Source organism: Streptomyces albospinus (assembly GCF_014648695.1).
GTDB classification, from domain to species: Bacteria; Actinomycetota; Actinomycetes; order Streptomycetales; family Streptomycetaceae; genus Streptomyces; species Streptomyces albospinus.
The window spans coordinates 123250-138922 of sequence record NZ_BMRP01000001.1; the positions used below are offsets into that span (position 1 = coordinate 123250).

At 73.3% G+C, this 15673-nt stretch carries 13 protein-coding genes and 1 pseudogene; 10 read left to right on the top strand and 4 right to left on the bottom strand.

Features of this window, described 5'->3' with window-relative positions; all coding sequences use genetic code 11:
• Positions 1 to 16 precede the first annotated feature (16 nt).
• Positions 17 to 1051, bottom strand: a complete 1035-nt coding sequence (locus tag IEZ17_RS00705) for an ABC transporter permease (protein WP_189295215.1) — start codon at positions 1049 to 1051, stop codon at positions 17 to 19.
• Between the two features lie 489 nt (positions 1052 to 1540).
• Between IEZ17_RS00705 and IEZ17_RS00710 the strand changes: the two genes are divergently transcribed.
• Positions 1541 to 2257, top strand: a complete 717-nt coding sequence (locus tag IEZ17_RS00710) for a hypothetical protein (RefSeq protein WP_189295217.1) — start codon at positions 1541 to 1543, stop codon at positions 2255 to 2257.
• On the opposite strand, the gene IEZ17_RS00715 is transcribed toward IEZ17_RS00710, so the two are convergent.
• Entirely contained in the window at positions 2232 to 4391 is a 2160-nt protein-coding gene (locus IEZ17_RS00715) for a S9 family peptidase (RefSeq protein ID WP_189295219.1), read from the bottom strand. The genes IEZ17_RS00710 and IEZ17_RS00715 overlap by 26 nt on opposite strands.
• 232 nt (positions 4392 to 4623) lie before the next feature.
• Here IEZ17_RS00715 and IEZ17_RS00720 point away from each other — a divergent pair, with 232 nt between their 5' ends.
• The 9 genes from IEZ17_RS00720 (at position 4624) to IEZ17_RS00760 (ending at position 14185) form a co-directional block, all read left to right on the top strand.
• Positions 4624 to 4818, top strand: coding sequence for a hypothetical protein (locus IEZ17_RS00720; protein WP_039633087.1), 195 nt, complete (start codon positions 4624 to 4626; stop codon positions 4816 to 4818).
• A 107-nt stretch (positions 4819 to 4925) separates the two neighbouring features.
• Positions 4926 to 5915: an N-acetyl-1-D-myo-inositol-2-amino-2-deoxy-alpha-D-glucopyranoside deacetylase gene (gene mshB / locus IEZ17_RS00725; RefSeq protein WP_189295222.1), complete on the top strand. Its 990-nt coding sequence runs from the start codon at positions 4926 to 4928 to the stop codon at positions 5913 to 5915.
• Complete coding sequence (locus IEZ17_RS00730; RefSeq protein ID WP_189295224.1) at positions 5912 to 6547, top strand: DUF6113 family protein; 636 nt, start codon at positions 5912 to 5914, stop codon at positions 6545 to 6547. Before mshB ends, IEZ17_RS00730 begins: the two co-directional genes overlap by 4 nt.
• Positions 6548 to 6762: 215 nt before the next feature.
• Positions 6763 to 8997: a hypothetical protein gene (locus tag IEZ17_RS00735; protein ID WP_189295226.1), complete on the top strand. Its 2235-nt coding sequence runs from the start codon at positions 6763 to 6765 to the stop codon at positions 8995 to 8997.
• Between the two features lie 220 nt (positions 8998 to 9217).
• Positions 9218 to 10189, top strand: a complete 972-nt coding sequence (locus IEZ17_RS00740; RefSeq protein WP_189295228.1) for an ABC transporter ATP-binding protein — start codon at positions 9218 to 9220, stop codon at positions 10187 to 10189.
• A complete protein-coding gene (locus IEZ17_RS00745; protein ID WP_189295230.1) occupies positions 10186 to 10923 on the top strand; it encodes an ABC transporter permease in 738 nt (245 codons plus the stop codon). Before IEZ17_RS00740 ends, IEZ17_RS00745 begins: the two co-directional genes overlap by 4 nt.
• A complete protein-coding gene (locus IEZ17_RS00750; protein ID WP_189295232.1) occupies positions 10920 to 12185 on the top strand; it encodes an ATP-binding protein in 1266 nt (421 codons plus the stop codon). Before IEZ17_RS00745 ends, IEZ17_RS00750 begins: the two co-directional genes overlap by 4 nt.
• 77 nt (positions 12186 to 12262) lie before the next feature.
• Positions 12263 to 12868 (top strand): response regulator transcription factor, encoded by a 606-nt coding sequence (locus tag IEZ17_RS00755; RefSeq protein ID WP_189295234.1) that lies wholly within the window; start codon positions 12263 to 12265, stop codon positions 12866 to 12868.
• 195 nt (positions 12869 to 13063) lie between these two features.
• Entirely contained in the window at positions 13064 to 14185 is a 1122-nt protein-coding gene (locus IEZ17_RS00760) for a PP2C family protein-serine/threonine phosphatase (RefSeq protein WP_189295236.1), read from the top strand.
• A 79-nt stretch (positions 14186 to 14264) separates the two neighbouring features.
• Here the strand turns inward: IEZ17_RS00760 and IEZ17_RS00765 are convergent.
• Positions 14265 to 15125: pseudogene (locus IEZ17_RS00765) on the bottom strand (transglutaminase-like domain-containing protein); the annotation flags it as partial.
• Between the two features lie 17 nt (positions 15126 to 15142).
• Positions 15143 to 15673, bottom strand: a 531-nt coding sequence (locus tag IEZ17_RS41880; RefSeq protein ID WP_229851642.1) for a GNAT family N-acetyltransferase, incomplete at its 5' end; no start/stop codon positions are given.

The window sequence follows — 15673 nt, forward strand, 5'->3', positions numbered from 1 at the left end:
CCCCTCAAATGGACGATCAGCGCCCGGACTTGGGGTCGAAGGCGTCCCGGACCGAGTCTCCGAGCAGGTTGAAGCACAGCACGAAGATGACCATCGCGGCGCCGGGGAAGAGCAAGAAGGTCGGGTCGTTCTCGTAGACCATGCCGGCCGTGTGGAACAGCCGCCCCCAGTCCGGGGTCGGCTCCATGATGCCGACCCCCAGGTAGGACAGGCCGGCCTCCGCCGTGACGAACAGCGGGAGCATGTAGGTGCTTTGCACGAGGATCGGGGTCACCACGTTGGGGAGCAGTTCCTTGGTGATGATCCGCCAGGGGGAGGCGCCGGTGATCCTCGCGGCCTCGACGAAGTCCCGTTCGCGCAGGGACAACACCTGGCCGCGCAGCAGGCGGGCCAGACCCATCCAGCCGAGTGCCCACTGCACGAGGATCAGTGCGATGGCGCGGATGTAGGTGGGGGTTTCGTCGCCAGGCGCCACGAACACCGCAACCACCACAGGCATGAACGCCACGAACGTCAGCTGGCTGGGAAAGGCGAGCAGAAAGTCGATGACCCGGCCGACCCAGTAGTCGGTCTTGCCGCCGATATATCCCGCAGTGACACCGAGGACGGTTCCGGTGATCACCACAAGGATGGTCACCGCCAGTGAGATGCCCAGCGAGGTCCGCAGACCGTAGAGGAGTTGTGTGAACAGATCGCGGCCCAGTGACGGTTCAATGCCGAACCAGAAATCGCCGGAGATTCCGCCGTTGGCGCCCATGGGGTAACCGAACTCATCGAGCAGGCCCGGGTTATCACTGCCGTAGAGCGTGTACGGATCTTTCCCATACAGCGAAGCGATCACCGGAGCCAGCGCCGCGATGACGAAGAAGGCGAGCACGATGATCCCGCAGATCATGCCGGTGCGGTCGCGCCGGAAGCGCGCCCACATGAGCTGGCCGGGGGAACGGCCGACCAACTCACCGCCCTTGCCCTTCTTTTCCTTCTTCAGGCCTTTGGGCGCCAGTCCTGGGGTGGCGGACGTGGCCGCCGAGGTCTGGGATGGACTAGTCATCGCGAAGTGCCCCCGCGCCGAGTTCTCTTGGAACGTGAAGCGGCACCGATTGCACCGCTGGATGAGCGCGACTTTCGCAAGTTGTTTACGGCGCAGTCAAGGGTATGCGGTGTGCTTCTGCGCAGGACGTCTGCTTCTTGAGCGAAGATTGCGCAGATTGACGCTAAGGCGTGCTTGACATGCGGCTGCCATGTACGGCATAGCAGGGCAAATCACCCAACACCACTTAACGTGGTGGCAACTTGACTGTCGCAACTCCGATATACGGACGCGTCATGCTGGGCAACGTACGGCCGTGCGGGTGCCGTAAAACCGGCCGGGGACGCCGATGGCTCCCCGGCCGGCCACTGTTTTGTCCACCTTTCGGTTACCGCTTCCACCGTGCCTGTTGTCCGCCTGCCGAGTCCGGAGTAGACCTGCGGTAGCGCCTTCGTGTATGCGAGGGCGCCGTGGGCGGGGCGGGGCATCGACGCGGATGAGGGGTGGGTTGTGTCCACAGTGCGGGAACGCCATCTCGCCCGCGGCGCGCGCGGCATGGGTGGCCTGGTCCGTCTGCAGTTCGCGCTGCTCGGCGCGGCCCGGATCGCGCGGGGCGCCGCCGCCCGGCGCCCAGTGGACCTGCGGTGGGGCTGGCCGGGCGCGTCGCCCGGACCGCGGGTGTCCACGATCCGGGCGACGTTCCGGTGCGACCCGCTGCCGGTCCTCGGCGGGCCGGCCGCCGCAATCGCCGTACGGTGCAAAAGGGCGGTTGCCGCCGCGGGGGCGCGCTGCTGTCGCCGGCCGCCGCCACCGCGCTGCTGCGGATACGGATCCCGCTGCTGCGGAATCGGATCCCGCTGCTCCGCTTGCCGGGCGCGCGGTCGCCCCAGATGGTCGCCCCAGGGCGGCGGAGGGGTGCTCGCGGGCCGGGTCGAGGCCGCCGTGGTCGCTGTGGTCGCCTTGATCGTCGTGATCGCCGAACCGGCGCTGTCCGCCGCGCTGTTCACCGCGGTCGCGGCCGGCGGGCGGCCGGTCCGGGGCGAGGTCTCCGCGGCGAGGTCTCCGGGGCCCCGCCGGCCCGCGTACGGAGTGGTCCACAAGGCGCCGCCGTACGGCGCGCCCCCGGCACGCCCCGCCGCTGCCCTAGGCGCGCCCCGCCGCCCCCGGCGCTCCCGCCGGGCCGGTAACCGCGCCGCGCCGGTCAGGCCATCCCCAACGACCGCTTGAGGAAGTCCACTTGGAGCAGCAGGAGGTTCTCCGCCACCTGCTCCTGGGACGCCATGTGCGTCACCCCCGACAGCGGCAGCACCTCGTGCGGGCGGCCCGCCGCGAGCAGCGCCGAGGACAGCCGCAGCGAGTGCGCCACCACCACGTTGTCGTCCGCGAGGCCGTGCACGATCAGCATCGGGCGGTGCGGCTCCCTCGCTCCGGACAGCCCCTCGTCCGTGATCAGCGAGTTGGCGGCGTAGACCTCCGGCTCTTCGTCGGGGTGACCGAGGTACCGCTCCTGGTAATGCGTGTCATACAGGCGCAGATCGGTCACCGGCGCCCCCACCACGGCGGCGTGGAAGACATCGGGCCGGCGCAGCGCGGCGAGCGCCGCGAGGTAGCCGCCGAACGACCAGCCGCGGATCGCCACCCGGGTCGGATCGAGGGGGAAGGATCCGGCCAGCGCCTGGAGCGCGTGCACCTGGTCGTCCAGCGCGATCTCCGCGAGCTTCCGGGAGACCGCCTTCTCCCACGCGGGGGAGCGGCCCGGGGTGCCCCGGCCGTCCGCGACGATCACCGCGAACCCCTGGTCGGCGAACCACTGGGAGGTCAGATGGGCGTTGTGCGCGGCGACCACCCGCTGACCGTGCGGACCGCCGTACGGATCGAGCAGCACCGGCAGCGGACCGTCACCCTCCGTATAGCCCTCCGGCAGCAGCACCGCACACGGGATCTTCCGCTCGCCGGCGAGCACCAGCTGCGGGCGGGCGGTGAGCGCTGGCCGCTCGGCGTGCGACCCGATGGCGGCGAGCACCTTCTCGCCGCCGTCCGGATCCAGCCGCACCACCTCCACCTGCGCCCCCGGCCGCTCCAGCGACGCCTGGGACAGCACGGTCACCTCGCCGCCGCGCACCGCCGACGACACCGTCGGATACGGCCGCTCGCCGACCCGCTCCCAGCCGCCCTGGTCGCCGCTGCCGCGGAACCACGCGCGGTAGACGCCGATGTCGTGCACGTCCGGCCCGCTGGCGGAGAACAGGACGTCGTCCGCGCCGATGTCCAGCACCGCCCGGACGTGCAGCGGCGCCCCGGTCAGCGGCCGGTCGCCGACGAACAGCTTCCGTACCCCGCCCTCGTCGGCGATCCGCACCAGCCGCCCGTCCGGCGTCCAGGCCGGTGCCCCGGGGAACGGTTCGACCCACGTCTCGTCCTCGTCCTCGTGCACCGTGGTGGTCGCACCGGTTCGGGTGTCCACGGTCAGATAGCGCTGGTCGCGCTGGTCCCGGGCCTGGACGAGCAGCAGCGGCGGCCCGGCCGCCGACCAGTGGACGCGGGCCAGATACGGATAGCGCTCGGTGTCCCAGTCGACGTCCGTCCGCGTCCCGTCCAGCCCGAACAGGGTCAGCGTGACCCGGGCGTTGCGGCTGCCGGCCACCGGATACGCGACCTGCGCCGGCTCCCGGTCCGGATGCGCGGGGTCGGAGATCCACCAGCGCGTCACCGGCGCCTCGTCGACCCGCGCGGCGAGGATCCGGTCGCTCTCCGGGGACCACCAGAAGCCCCGGTGGCGGTCCATCTCCTCGGCCGCGATGAACTCGGCGAGCCCCCAGGTGACATCGGATCCGTCGGGCTCCGCCAGCGCGCGGTCCGCGCCCGCTGCGCCGTCCCCTCCGCCGTCCGCCGCGACCACCCGCAGCGCACCGTTCGCGACATAGGCGACATGGCGGCCGTCGGGCGCCGGCCGGGGGTCCACCACCGGCCCCGCCACGGGGAGTTCGCGGGTGGTCCCGGCGCGCAGCTCCGAGACGAACAGCCGCCCCGAGAGTGCGAACGCGGCCAACTCGACGGCGGCGTCCACGGCATAGCCGACGATGCCCGCCGACCCCTCGCGGCTGCGCTCCCGCCGCGCCCGCTCCTCCGGCGGGAGCTGCTCGTCCGCGCCGGCCAGTATGGCGTGCGGGTCGGCGGCGACGAACTCCCGTCCGTCCGCCAGGTCGAGGACCCAGAGCTGCTGGCTGCGGTCGGTGCCGGTACGGGAGCGGAGGAAGGTGACGCGCGTGCCGTCGGGGGCGATGGCGTAGTCGCGCGGCGCGCCCAGGGTGAAGCGCTGGGTGCGCGCGTAGTGCCGGGGGAAGGGCAACTGTCCGGTCATGCGGCCGAGCCTACGGGGGAAGCGGCTCACTGTGACCGGGCTTGCGACGACGGCGTGCGCCCCCGCTGTGCTCCGGTGCACCGACTTATGCGCAAGGACGGAAAGTTATGATCCCTTGCGCGTAGTGGGTACGGGGTAAAGAGCCCTTGGCATACCCGGTGCGCGGGACCGACCCGTCGGTTCGCGCACCATCAACTCTGTCCGGACCATGTGTACTTGGAGGTGAGCCGCCGTGGCACTCTCGATTTCGGCGGTGGTGCTGCTGGCGATCATCGTCTTCTTGCTGATCAGGAAGTCCGGGCTGAAAGCCGTGCATGCTTTCGTCTGCATGCTGCTGGGCTTCTATCTGGCCAGCTCGTCCATCGCCCCGACGATCAAGACCCTGACGACCAATGTCGCGGGGATGCTGGGGGGCATCAAGTTCTGACCCGTCCCCGGCCGGGTACGGCCGCCCCGCTCCCGTGGCCCTGCGGGGCGCGGCGGCCACCGGGATCACCTGCGGACGGCGGTCCGGCCGGCTCGTAGGCTGTCCGCATGACCGCCGAGCCTTCCCCGGCCACCGCCGGGGCGTACCCCGAGCCGCCCGCCGCCCCCGCCCGCCGCCTCCTGCTGGTGCACGCGCACCCGGACGACGAGTCGATCAACAACGGCGTGACCATGGCCAAGTACGCGGCCGAAGGCGCGCTGGTCACGCTGGTGACCTGCACCCGCGGTGAAGAGGGCGAGGTCATCCCGTCCGGGCTCGCCCATCTCGCGCCGGACCGCGACGACACCCTGGGCCCCCACCGCGTCGGCGAGCTGGCCGACGCGATGGCCGTCCTCGGGGTCGCCGACCACCGCTTCCTCGGCGGCGCGGGCCGCTACCGCGACTCCGGGATGATGGGCGCGCCCCAGAACGACCGGCCGGACGCCTTCTGGCAGGCCCCCGTGGACGAGGCCGCCGCCCACCTGGTGGCCGTCATCCGCGAGATCCGCCCCCAGGTTCTGGTCACCTATGACCCGAACGGCGGATACGGCCACCCCGACCACATCCAGGCCCACCGCGTGGCGATGCGCGGCGCGGAGCTGGCCGCGCGGGCGGACTTCCGGCCGGACCTCGGAAGCGCGTACGCGATCGGGAAGATTTACTGGAACTGCAACCCCCGCTCGGTGGTCGAGGCGGGCTTCGCGCGGCTTCGCGCGGCCGGCCACGGCTTCCCCGGGATCGCCGCGGTGGACGACGTACCGGGAGTGGTGCCGGACGCCGAGGTCACGGCGGCGATCGTGGGCGCGGCCGGCCATGCGCACGCGAAGTCCGAGGCCATGCGCGCGCACCGCACCCAGATCGCGGTCGACGGACCGTTCTTCGCGCTCTCCAACGACCTGGGCCAGCCGCTGTTCGGCACCGAGTACTACCGCCTGGTGCGCGGGGTGCCCGGCGCCGCGGACGGAGAACGTGAGGACGATCTCTTCGCCGGGTTGGAGGAATCGGACGGTTTGGCGGGTATGGAGGCTAGTGCCCGGATTGAGGAGGCGGCGGAATGAGTACGTCCAAGGGCGGCGGATCCGCGGGCAGGAGCGGTGCCGGCGGTAACAAGGGCAGCGGCAGCGGCAAGAGCAGCGGCAAGAGCAACGGCGAAGACCGCGCCAACGGCGGCCCCAAGGGGGGTAACGCCCGCGCGGCTGCCGGCAAGGGGAGCGCGGGTGCGCCCAACGGGCAGCGGCCCCGGGCGGGCGGCGGTGCGGCCGGATCCCGGCCCGGAGTGTCCGCGGTGCCGCGTGCCGGTGCCGCGCCGATCGCTCCGCTCACGCCCGGCAGGGTGGGCATATACGTCCTCCTGCTCGTCACGGGCGTGCTGGTCGCGCTCGCCGGAACGCTTCTTCAAGCGGCCTGGTTCCCGGGCGGGTTGGCGCTGGCGCTGGCCGGTCTCGGCGGCCTCTTCTACGGGGGCGGGCGGGCGACCGGCACCACGGCCGGCGTGCTGGTGCCCGGCGCCGCCTGGCTCGTGACGGTGTTCCTGTTGCTCAGCGACACCCGCCCGGAGGGTGACTTCCTCTTCGGTCCCGGGCTCGGTTCGTACCTCTTCCTGTTGGGCGGCATCGCGATCGCTGTGATCTGCGCCACCGGTGCCCAGATGCGGGCGATGACCGCACCGCGGGGCCGAGTTGGCGGATGACGCGGCCCATACCAGGACGGATGCCGCGGGGTTACGGGTGACCGGCCGCGGAACGGGGGTGTCGCCCGGCGCGGCGGTGTTGCCGCGCACCTCGGGTGCCGGCCGGCGGCGGACAGTATGGTGGTGCGCGCCGCCGCGCCGCCCTGGGGGCACCCTCCGGCCCGAGGCCGGGGATCATCTCTGACGAGCGGCGGAGCCAACCGGGAGAACCTGCTTTGAGTCGTGAATCTGACAGTTCGTCCTCCGGCCCCCAGGGTCGTGGCGGAGCCGCGTACCCCTCGGGGACGCCTCCGTACGGCTCGCCCAGGGGAGAAGCCGGCGAGGGGCTGGCGCCCGGTGCCGCGGCGCAGCCGGAGGAACCCAAGACCGAGACCACGCTGACGACGCGGATCAAGATCAATATTCCGGGGTCCCGCCCCATCCCGCCGGTCGTCGTGCGCAAGCCCGTCGGTGAGGAGTCCGGCATGAACGCATCGGCTGCATCCGGCGGTTCCGCCGGCCCGTCCGGACCCCCGGGCGGTTCGCGCCCGGCCTTCGGCGGCGAGCGGAACGCCGAGCGTACGGGGAACACCCCGCGTCCGGAGGCGGCGGACAAGGCTCCCGGTGGCGCTCCCGGGGACAAGACCAGCGACTGGTTCGCGCCGCGCAAGCCGCAGAGCGGGCCCGGCGGGCAGTCGTCGACCACCGGTACGCATGCCGCACCGCCGGCGCCGGAGAGCCCGGCAGCCCCGGGCAGTGCGTCCGGTGCGAAGCAGCCGCAGCGGCCGGATCTCCCGTACTTCTCGGATGTGCCGACCGCCCCCCGCGGCGGCGCCACGCCGTTCGACGGCGGCCGGGAGCGCGGCGGCTCGCCGTACGAGCCGGACCCGCTCGCCGGCAACCCCCTGGGCGGCGACCCGCTGGGGAGCGACCCGCTCGGCGGCGACCCGCTTCGCAGCGATCCGCTGGGCGGCAATCCGTTCGACGGCGGTTCGCGCGGCGGGGCCTCGCCCTTCGACGGTGGTTCGCCGTTCGACGCCCCGGCGAAGCCCGCGCGCGACCGCAGCCCGTTCGACTCCCCGCTGGGCGGTCCTGCGGGCCCCAGCGGACCGACGACCGGCCCGGCGCGCGGCGACTCGGCGCTCAACCTCCCGCCCGGTTTCAGCGACCCCAGCGCCGGCAAGAGCGCCGCCGCCCACCGCACCGACGACACCGCCGAGCTCACCCCGCAGCCCCCGGCCCCGCTCGCCGGACCCGGCGGCGGCCTCGGCGTCAGCGGCGGCCTCACGGGCGGGCGGCCCAACGGGGCGCCCGGCGGCCCGAAAGGCACGGGCCCCGGCAAGGGCGGCGGTCCCGGCGGCCGGGTGTCCGGCGACACCCTGGTCAGCGGCATCCCGAAGGTGCCCGGCGGGCAGGGCCCGAAGACGCCCTCGCCGTTCGCGGCGGGTGCAGCGGCCGGCGGCGAGGACGAGAGCGCCGCCCCGAAGCCGCGGCCCAAGATCCCCGAGCCGATCAACTCCAAGAAGGGCCGCAGCAAGCTGGTCCTCGCGGGCGCCGGCGTCGTCGTCCTGGCGGCCGTCGCCTACGGTGCCGGTCTGCTGCTGGACCACGCCGACGTGCCCAACAACACCACCGCGCTCGGCGTCGACATCGGCGGCACCAGCAAGGAGGACGCCGTCAAGCGGCTGGAGTCCGGGCTCAAGGGGCGCCGGACCGCGCCGCTCAAGCTCACCGTCGACGGCAAGCCGGAGACCCTGCTGCCCGCGACGGCGGGTCTGGACATCGACCTCCAGGCGACGGTCCGCAACGCGGCCGGCCGCGACTACAACCCGGTCTCCGTGATCGGCTCGCTCTTCGGTGTGAAGCGCACGGCCCAGCCGGCGATGATCACCGACAAGGAGAAGCTCCAGGTCGCGCTGGAGAACGTGGCGGGGCCCGCGGGCGCCTCCAAGGACGGCGGGATCACCTTCGAGAACGGCAAGGCGGTGCCGCACTACGGCGCGCCCTACAAGGCGATCGACGTCGCGGCCTCGCAGGACAAGATCGTCAGTGCCTATCTCGACCGGGCCGGGACCGGCACCGACACCCCCGTGGTGCTCGCCGCGACCACTCAGCAGCCCAAGGTCAGCAAGGACGCGGTGGACAAGGCGCTGAAGGAGTTCGCCGAGCCGGCGATGTCCGGACTCGTCACGATCCGCGCCGACGCCCGGCACGCGGTCTCCTTCAGCCCGCAGAAGTCCATCCCGAAGTTCCTCTCGTTCAAGATCATCAACGGCCAGCTGGTGCCGTACTACGACCGGCCGGCCCTCAAGGAGCTCTACGGCACCACCTTCGAGGGCGTCCTGGTGGCCAAGGGCGACGGCACCAAGCATCCGGTCAGCGTCGAGGAGGTGGCGAACGCGGTGGGCAAGGCGCTGGTCGGCAAGACTCCGGCCGAGCGGGTGCAGACCATCGCGACGAACGGCTCCTGACGCCATGACGGGTGTCACCCGGCAGGTGTGACGCACGGCGGCCGACGCCCGTCAGCCGCCGTCGTCCGATCGCCGTACGGAACGGAACCGCAGGTCACAGGCCCCCGTGGGCGAGTCCTCAGGGATTCCCCTAGGGGGCCTCCCCCCATGACATCTGTCACGCGGCCTTGCGTACATGTGACACTGCCGGGCGGTCCGCGGATCCGCGAAGCTGGACGGCATGAAGACGACAACTACGACCGCAGCCCGCGCCGAGCGACGCGCGGCACGGACACCGGTGGTCAGCTTCCAGGGGGTCAGCAAGAGCTATGGCGCGGTGCGCGCGGTGGCCGATCTGCACCTGGAGCTGCACCCCGGCGAGACCGTCGCCCTCCTCGGGCCCAACGGCGCCGGCAAGTCCTCCACCCTGGACCTGCTCCTCGGCCTGCGCACCGCCGACACCGGGACGGTGAGCCTCTTCGGCACCACCCCGCAGCGCGCCATAGAGCAGGGCAAGGTCGGCGCCATGCTCCAGAGCGGCGGCCTGATGGAAGGCGTCAAGGTCAAGGAGCTGGTCGGGCTCGCCCGTGACCTGCACCCGCGCGGCTATCCGCTCGACCGGATCCTGGCCACCGCCGGCATCACGGAGATCGCCGACCGGATGGTCGGCAAGCTCTCCGGCGGCCAGGAGCAGCGGGTGCGGTTCGCTCTCGCCACCGCCGGCGCCAACGACCTGATCGTGCTGGACGAACCCACGACCGGGATGGACGTCTCGGCCCGCCAGACCTTCTGGGGCGCCATGCGCCGGCAGGCCCAGGAGGGCCGTACGGTCCTCTTCGCGACGCACTACCTCGAAGAGGCCGACGAGATCGCCGACCGGGTCATCGTGCTGCATCGCGGCCGGGTGCTCGCCGACGGCACCTCCGCCGAGATCAAGGCCCGGGCCGGCGCCCGCCGGGTCACCTTCGACCTGGACGAGCCGATCGACCGCGGTGCGCTGGAGGCCCTGCCGCTCCTGACCTCCCTGGAGGTTTCCGGCCGTACGGTGCGCATCCAGTCGCAGGACGCCGACGCGACCGTGCACGCGCTCTACGGCCTCGGTCTCTACCCCCGCAACCTCGAAGTCGCCGGCCTCGGCCTGGAGCAGGCATTCATCGCCATCACCACGGCGTCCGACGCGACCCCCGCCACCGCCGAGGAGGCGGCACGATGACCACCCTGATCAAGCTGGAGATCGTCCGCGCGCTGCGGAACAAGAAGTTCATGTTCTTCTCGGTGATCTATCCGCCGGCGCTGTACCTGATCATCGCGGGCGGCGCGGACAGCAAGCCGATCCCCGGGATGAAGCTCGACATGGGCCTCTACTACATGGTCTCCATGGCAGCATTCGGTGCCATGACCGCCGTCCTGCTGGGCAACAGCGAGCGCATCGCCAAGGAGCGCGAGCAGGGCTGGGTGCGCCAGCTGCGGCTGACCGCGCTGCCCGGCCGGGGCTACGTCGCCGCCAAGATAGGCGCCGCCGCGACCGTCAGCCTGCCCTCGATCCTGCTGGTCATGATCGCCGCCGCGGCCGTCAAGGGCGTCCGCCTCGAAGCCTGGCAGTGGCTCTCCATCGCCGCCGGCACCTGGCTCGGCAGCTTCGTCTTCGCCGCCCTGGGCGTCGCCATCGGCTACCTGGCCACCGGTGACGCGGTCCGCCCGATCTCGATGCTGTGCTTCTTCGCGCTGGCGTTCCTCGGCGGCCTGTGGATGCCGCTGACGATCCTCCCGCAGTGGGTGCAGAACATCGCCGAGTGGCTCCCGACGCACGCGTACGCGGCGCTCGGCACCGCCGTCGAGGGCGGCAGCGCCCCGCACGTCAAGGACATGGGCATCCTGCTCGGCTACCTCATCCTCTTCGCGGGTGGCGCGGCCTGGCTGTATCGCAAGGACACCCGGAAGGCATGAGGCCGGTGGGGACGAAGAGCGCATCCGACGACCGGAACCCGGTGATGATCGGCCAGCCGCCGCGCACCCGCCGCCAGGCGGTCACCAAGACGATGTGGATCAGCCTCTGGCTGTTCTACCTCGCGGGCCCGGCCGGCTCGCTGTTCAGCCCCGGGACCTCCACCGGCGCGCGCCTGTGGGGAGCGGGCGGTCTGGCGCTCTTCGTCCTCGCCTACTTCTACCTGGTGTTCGGCCACATGTGGCGGGAGATCAACCGCCCCCATAGGTACGGCGTCCTGGCCCTCATGCTGGTGCTGGCCGTCGCCCTCACCTGGACCCTCGGCTTCGAGTGGCTGGTGCTGTTCATCTTCGTCAGCGTCGGCTCCGCCGTCGTCCTGCCCGCGCAGCACTCCCGCTGGACCATCCCGCTGATCACCGCGGTGCTGCTCGCCGTCGGCGCACGCTATCCGGAGGTCCGCGACTACTACGTCTTCGCCTATGCCCTGCCCGCCCTGGGCAGCGGCTTCATGATGATCGGCGTGCAGTACCTGATCCATACGACCCAGGAACTGCGCGCGGCCAGGGAGGAGGTCGCCCGGCTCGCCGCCAGCGAGGAGCGGCTGCGACTCGCCCGCGATCTGCACGATCTCCTCGGGCACTCCCTCTCCCTGATCACCCTCAAGAGCGAACTGGCCGGGCGGATGCTGCCCGGCAGCCCCGAGGACGCCGCGAAGCAGGTCGCCGACATCGAGCAGGTCAGCCGCCAGGCGCTGGTCGACGTCCGCGAGGCGGTCACCGGCTACCGCCGCCCCCGCCTGGCCGTCGAACTGGCCGGCGCCCGGGCCGCGCTCCGTACCGCCGCCGTCGACGTCACCGTCGCCCCCGCCCTGGAGAGCGAGCACCCGGCGCTGACCGCCGACACGGAAGGCGCGCTGGCCTGGGCGCTGCGCGAGGCCACCACCAACGTGGTCCGCCACAGCGGCGCCCGCCGCTGCGAGATGCTGCTCACCGAGGAAGGGGAGTCCGACGACCGCCGCTACCTCTGCCTGGCCGTCATCGACGACGGCGAAGGACCGCCGCGCGGCCGGCACGACGGCAACGGCCTCACCGGCCTCCGCGAGCGCCTCGCCCTGACCGACGGCCGTCTGGAAACCGGCCCCGCCCCCCGCGGCCACGGCTTCGCGCTGCGCGCCTACGTCCCCATGAGCACCCCGGCCGCCGCACCGGGCGGCGCCGTACCGATACCGGACATCTCGCCGGAGCCGGCGCCCGGCCCGGTGTAGCGGCCCCCGGCCCGGGGCGTCGCCCGCCGCGCCGCGGGCGGCATCCGGGCCCGCACACAGGCTCTAAGCTGGCCCGCATGATCAGACTGCTGCTGGCGGAGGACCAGTCGATGGTCCGCGAGGCGCTGGCGGCGCTGCTCTCGCTGGAGGACGACCTGGAGGTCGTGGCCCAGGCCGCACGCGGCGACGACGTGCTCGCGGCGGCGCGGGCGCACGAGGTCGATGTCGCGCTGCTGGACATCGAGATGCCCGGCATGACCGGACTGGACGCCGCGGCCGTGCTGCGCGACGAACTGCCCGGGGTGAAGGTCGTCATCCTCACCACCTTCGGACGCCCCGGCTATCTGCGCCGGGCGATGGAGGCCGGGGCGCACGCCTTCCTGGTCAAGGACGCCCCGGCGGCCCGGCTCGCGGACGCGGTGCGCCGGGTGCTGGCGGGTGAGCGGGTCATCGACCCGGTACTGGCCGCCGCGGCGCTCGCCGACGGCGCCAGCCCGCTGACCGACCGCGAGCGCGACGTGCTCCGGGCGGCGGCCGGCGGCTCCACCAACGCCGAGATCGCCGCGGCACTGCACCTGTCCCAGGGCACCGTCCGCAACTACCTCTCCCTCGCCATCCAGAAGACCGGCGCCCGCAACCGCGCCGAGGCGGTCCGCACCGCCCGCGACAAGGGCTGGCTCTAGGGTCTGCCCGGTGGGCCCCGGCCGGGCCCGTACCGCACCGGACGCCGCTGCCTCTCCGACCCCGACCCACCGGACGGACCCCGGGCCCCGGCCCGGCGGAGGGGCCCCGGCCCCGCCCGGGACCTTCGGCCGTGCCCGGTGCCGGACCTTCGCCCCTGTGCGCGGTCGCGGGACGTCCCGCAGGCTTGAAGTGTTATGCCTGCCCACCGCCCACCGGAGGACAGCCTGCTCACTCCGGTGCTGCTGATCCTCGCCGTCCTCGCCGTCGCGACCGTGGATGCGACGACCGGCCCGGAGCTGCACATCTCGGCCTTCCTGGGGATCGCCCCGCTGGTCGCCGCACTGCGCTGCTCGTACCACCGGACGCTGCTCGTCGCGGTCGTCTACGTCGTCTGCCTCACCTACGTCGATCTGCTGACGGTGCCGGACTGGGCCCCGGCCAGCCGGGTCGTCGGCGTCTTCGGGGCGTTCCTGGTGGGCGTCTTCGCCCTGGTGCTGTGCCGTACCCGCCTGGAGCGCGAGGCGCTGCACGCCCGGACGACCCTCGTGGCCGACACCGTGCAGCGGGCGATGCTCCGCGAACTGCCGCTGCGCGCCGGAGCCCTGGAGGCGTACGGCTTCTATGTGTCCGCCCAGGAGGGCGCCCGGGTCGGCGGCGACATCTACGAGGCCATCGACACCCCGTTCGGGCTGCGGCTGATGATCGGCGACGTGCAGGGCAAGGGCATGCCGGCGATCGGCGCGGGCCTGGAGGTGCTGGCGTCGTTCCGCGAGGGGGCGCAGTACCAGGAGTCGCTGGAGGGGGTCGCCGGCCGCATGGAGCAGGCGCTGACCCGCTACAACGCCCGCTCCGCCGAGGAGGGCACCGACGAGCGCTTCGCCACCGCGCTGCTGATGGAGGTCCGCGGCACGGACCGGGTCCGGGTGCTGTCGTGCGGCCACATCCCGTACTACCTGGTGCGCGGCGGCCGGGTCCACGAGCGCTGCGACGGCGAGGGCGGGCTGCCCCTGGGCCTGGGCGCGCTCGGCCGCGAGCCGCGGCGGAGCGTCCGCGTCCGCCCGGAGCCCGGCGACTGGGCGGTGCTGTGCACGGACGGCGTCACCGAGGCCCGCGGCGCCGGCGGCGACTTCTACCCGCTGGCCGACCGCCTCGCCCGGTGGATCCACCTGGCGCCCGCCGACCTGGCCCGCAGGCTCCGCACGGACCTGGAGGAGTTCACCGGCGGCGAGCTGAAGGACGACGCGACGGTGCTGGTCGTCCGCCGGACCTCCGCGGAGGAGGCCCAGGAGGCGGTGTCCCGGTCCGCGGCGGCCTGACCCCCGAGCCTGCGGCCGTACGGTGCCGCCGGGCGCCCGCGTCCCTCAGTTGAGCCGGGCCCGGGCCGCCGCCGCCTCCCGCCGCAGCGCGGTTGCGGCGGGCGGNGGTTGCGGCGGCCGGCTGCACCGGCTCCAGCACCCGCGCGTACTCCTCCAGCTCGGCCGCACCGGCCAGGAACTCGCCCCGCTGGACCAGTAGTTGGGCGCGCTCGTGGCGCAGCCGCGCCGGATGGCTGGGCAGCAGCAGGGACAGGTCCAGCGCCCACAGGTGGACCGCGCTGTACTCGGGACGGGCCTGGGCCCAGGCCCGGATGTTGTTGAGGATGCGCTGGACGATCTCCAGCGGGCCGGCGGGGCTGAGCATTCCCGGCGACAGCGCCTCGCCGGTCGCCCCCGCGACGATCATGGCGGCGTCCTGGTCGGTGAGCAGCCGCCCGCCCTCGAACGGGTCGGCGAGGACGTGCCGGCCGCCCGGGTCCCCGAAGCCGACGACGAAGTGGCCGGGCAGCGCCACCCCGTACACCGGCGCCCCGGCCCGCCGCGCGACCTCCGTCCACACCACGGACAGCAGGATCGGCAGCCCCCGGCGCCGCCGCAGCACCTCGTGGAGCAGCGACGACTCCAGCCGCCGGTAGTCGCCGGCCGAGCCGCCGAAGCCGTGCCGGGTGCCGAGCAGCTCGGCGAGGTTGCGGACCCAGGCGCCGGGGCCGCCGGCCGGGTGGTAGGGGAGCAGGCCGGCCAGCCGGTCCAGCTCGATCTGCGCGGCGTCGATGCCCGCCTGGTCCAGGGACGGATCGGCCTCGGCGGCGATCAGCAGGCACAGCAGCGCGAGGTCGGGCCGCTCGTCGCGCGCCGCCGCCGCGAACTGGCGCCGCCGCTCCTCGCGCGCCGCCTCCCGCTCGGGCTCCGGTTCCCGGCCCCGCTCCGCTTGCTCACCCATACGGGACGGATACCTCCTCAGCCCGCGTCGGCCGCCGGGCCGCGCCGGTAGTGGTAGCGGTGGTGCTCGGCGAACCCGAGCCCGTCGTACAGCGCGAGGGCGTCCGCGTTGTCCGCCTCGACCTGGAGGTACGCCGCCGACGCACCCTCCTGGAGGGCACGTTCGGCGAGTGCCGCCATCACCAGTGTGGCCAGCCCCCGGCGACGCTGCGCGGGCACCGCCTCGACGGCCGCGAAGCCCGCCCATCGGCCGTCGACCACCAGCCGCCCGATCGCCGCCGTGCCGCCGTCCGCGGCGGGCACGGCGGCGAACCACACCGACGGCCCACCGGTGAGCACCCGCAGCGCCGCCGCCGAGGGCTTCCCGGTCCGGTTGTAGACCCCGAGCCATCCGGCGTCCGGCTCCCGGGAGAGCACCACCCGGGAGGTGTCCGCCCCGGTGTCCGCGAGCGGTGCCAGGGCCGCGATCCGTACGGAGGTGTGCGCCTCGTCGCGCCAGCCGCGCGCCGCCAGCTCCGCCGCCAGCCGGTCGTCGGCGTCCGCCCGGCC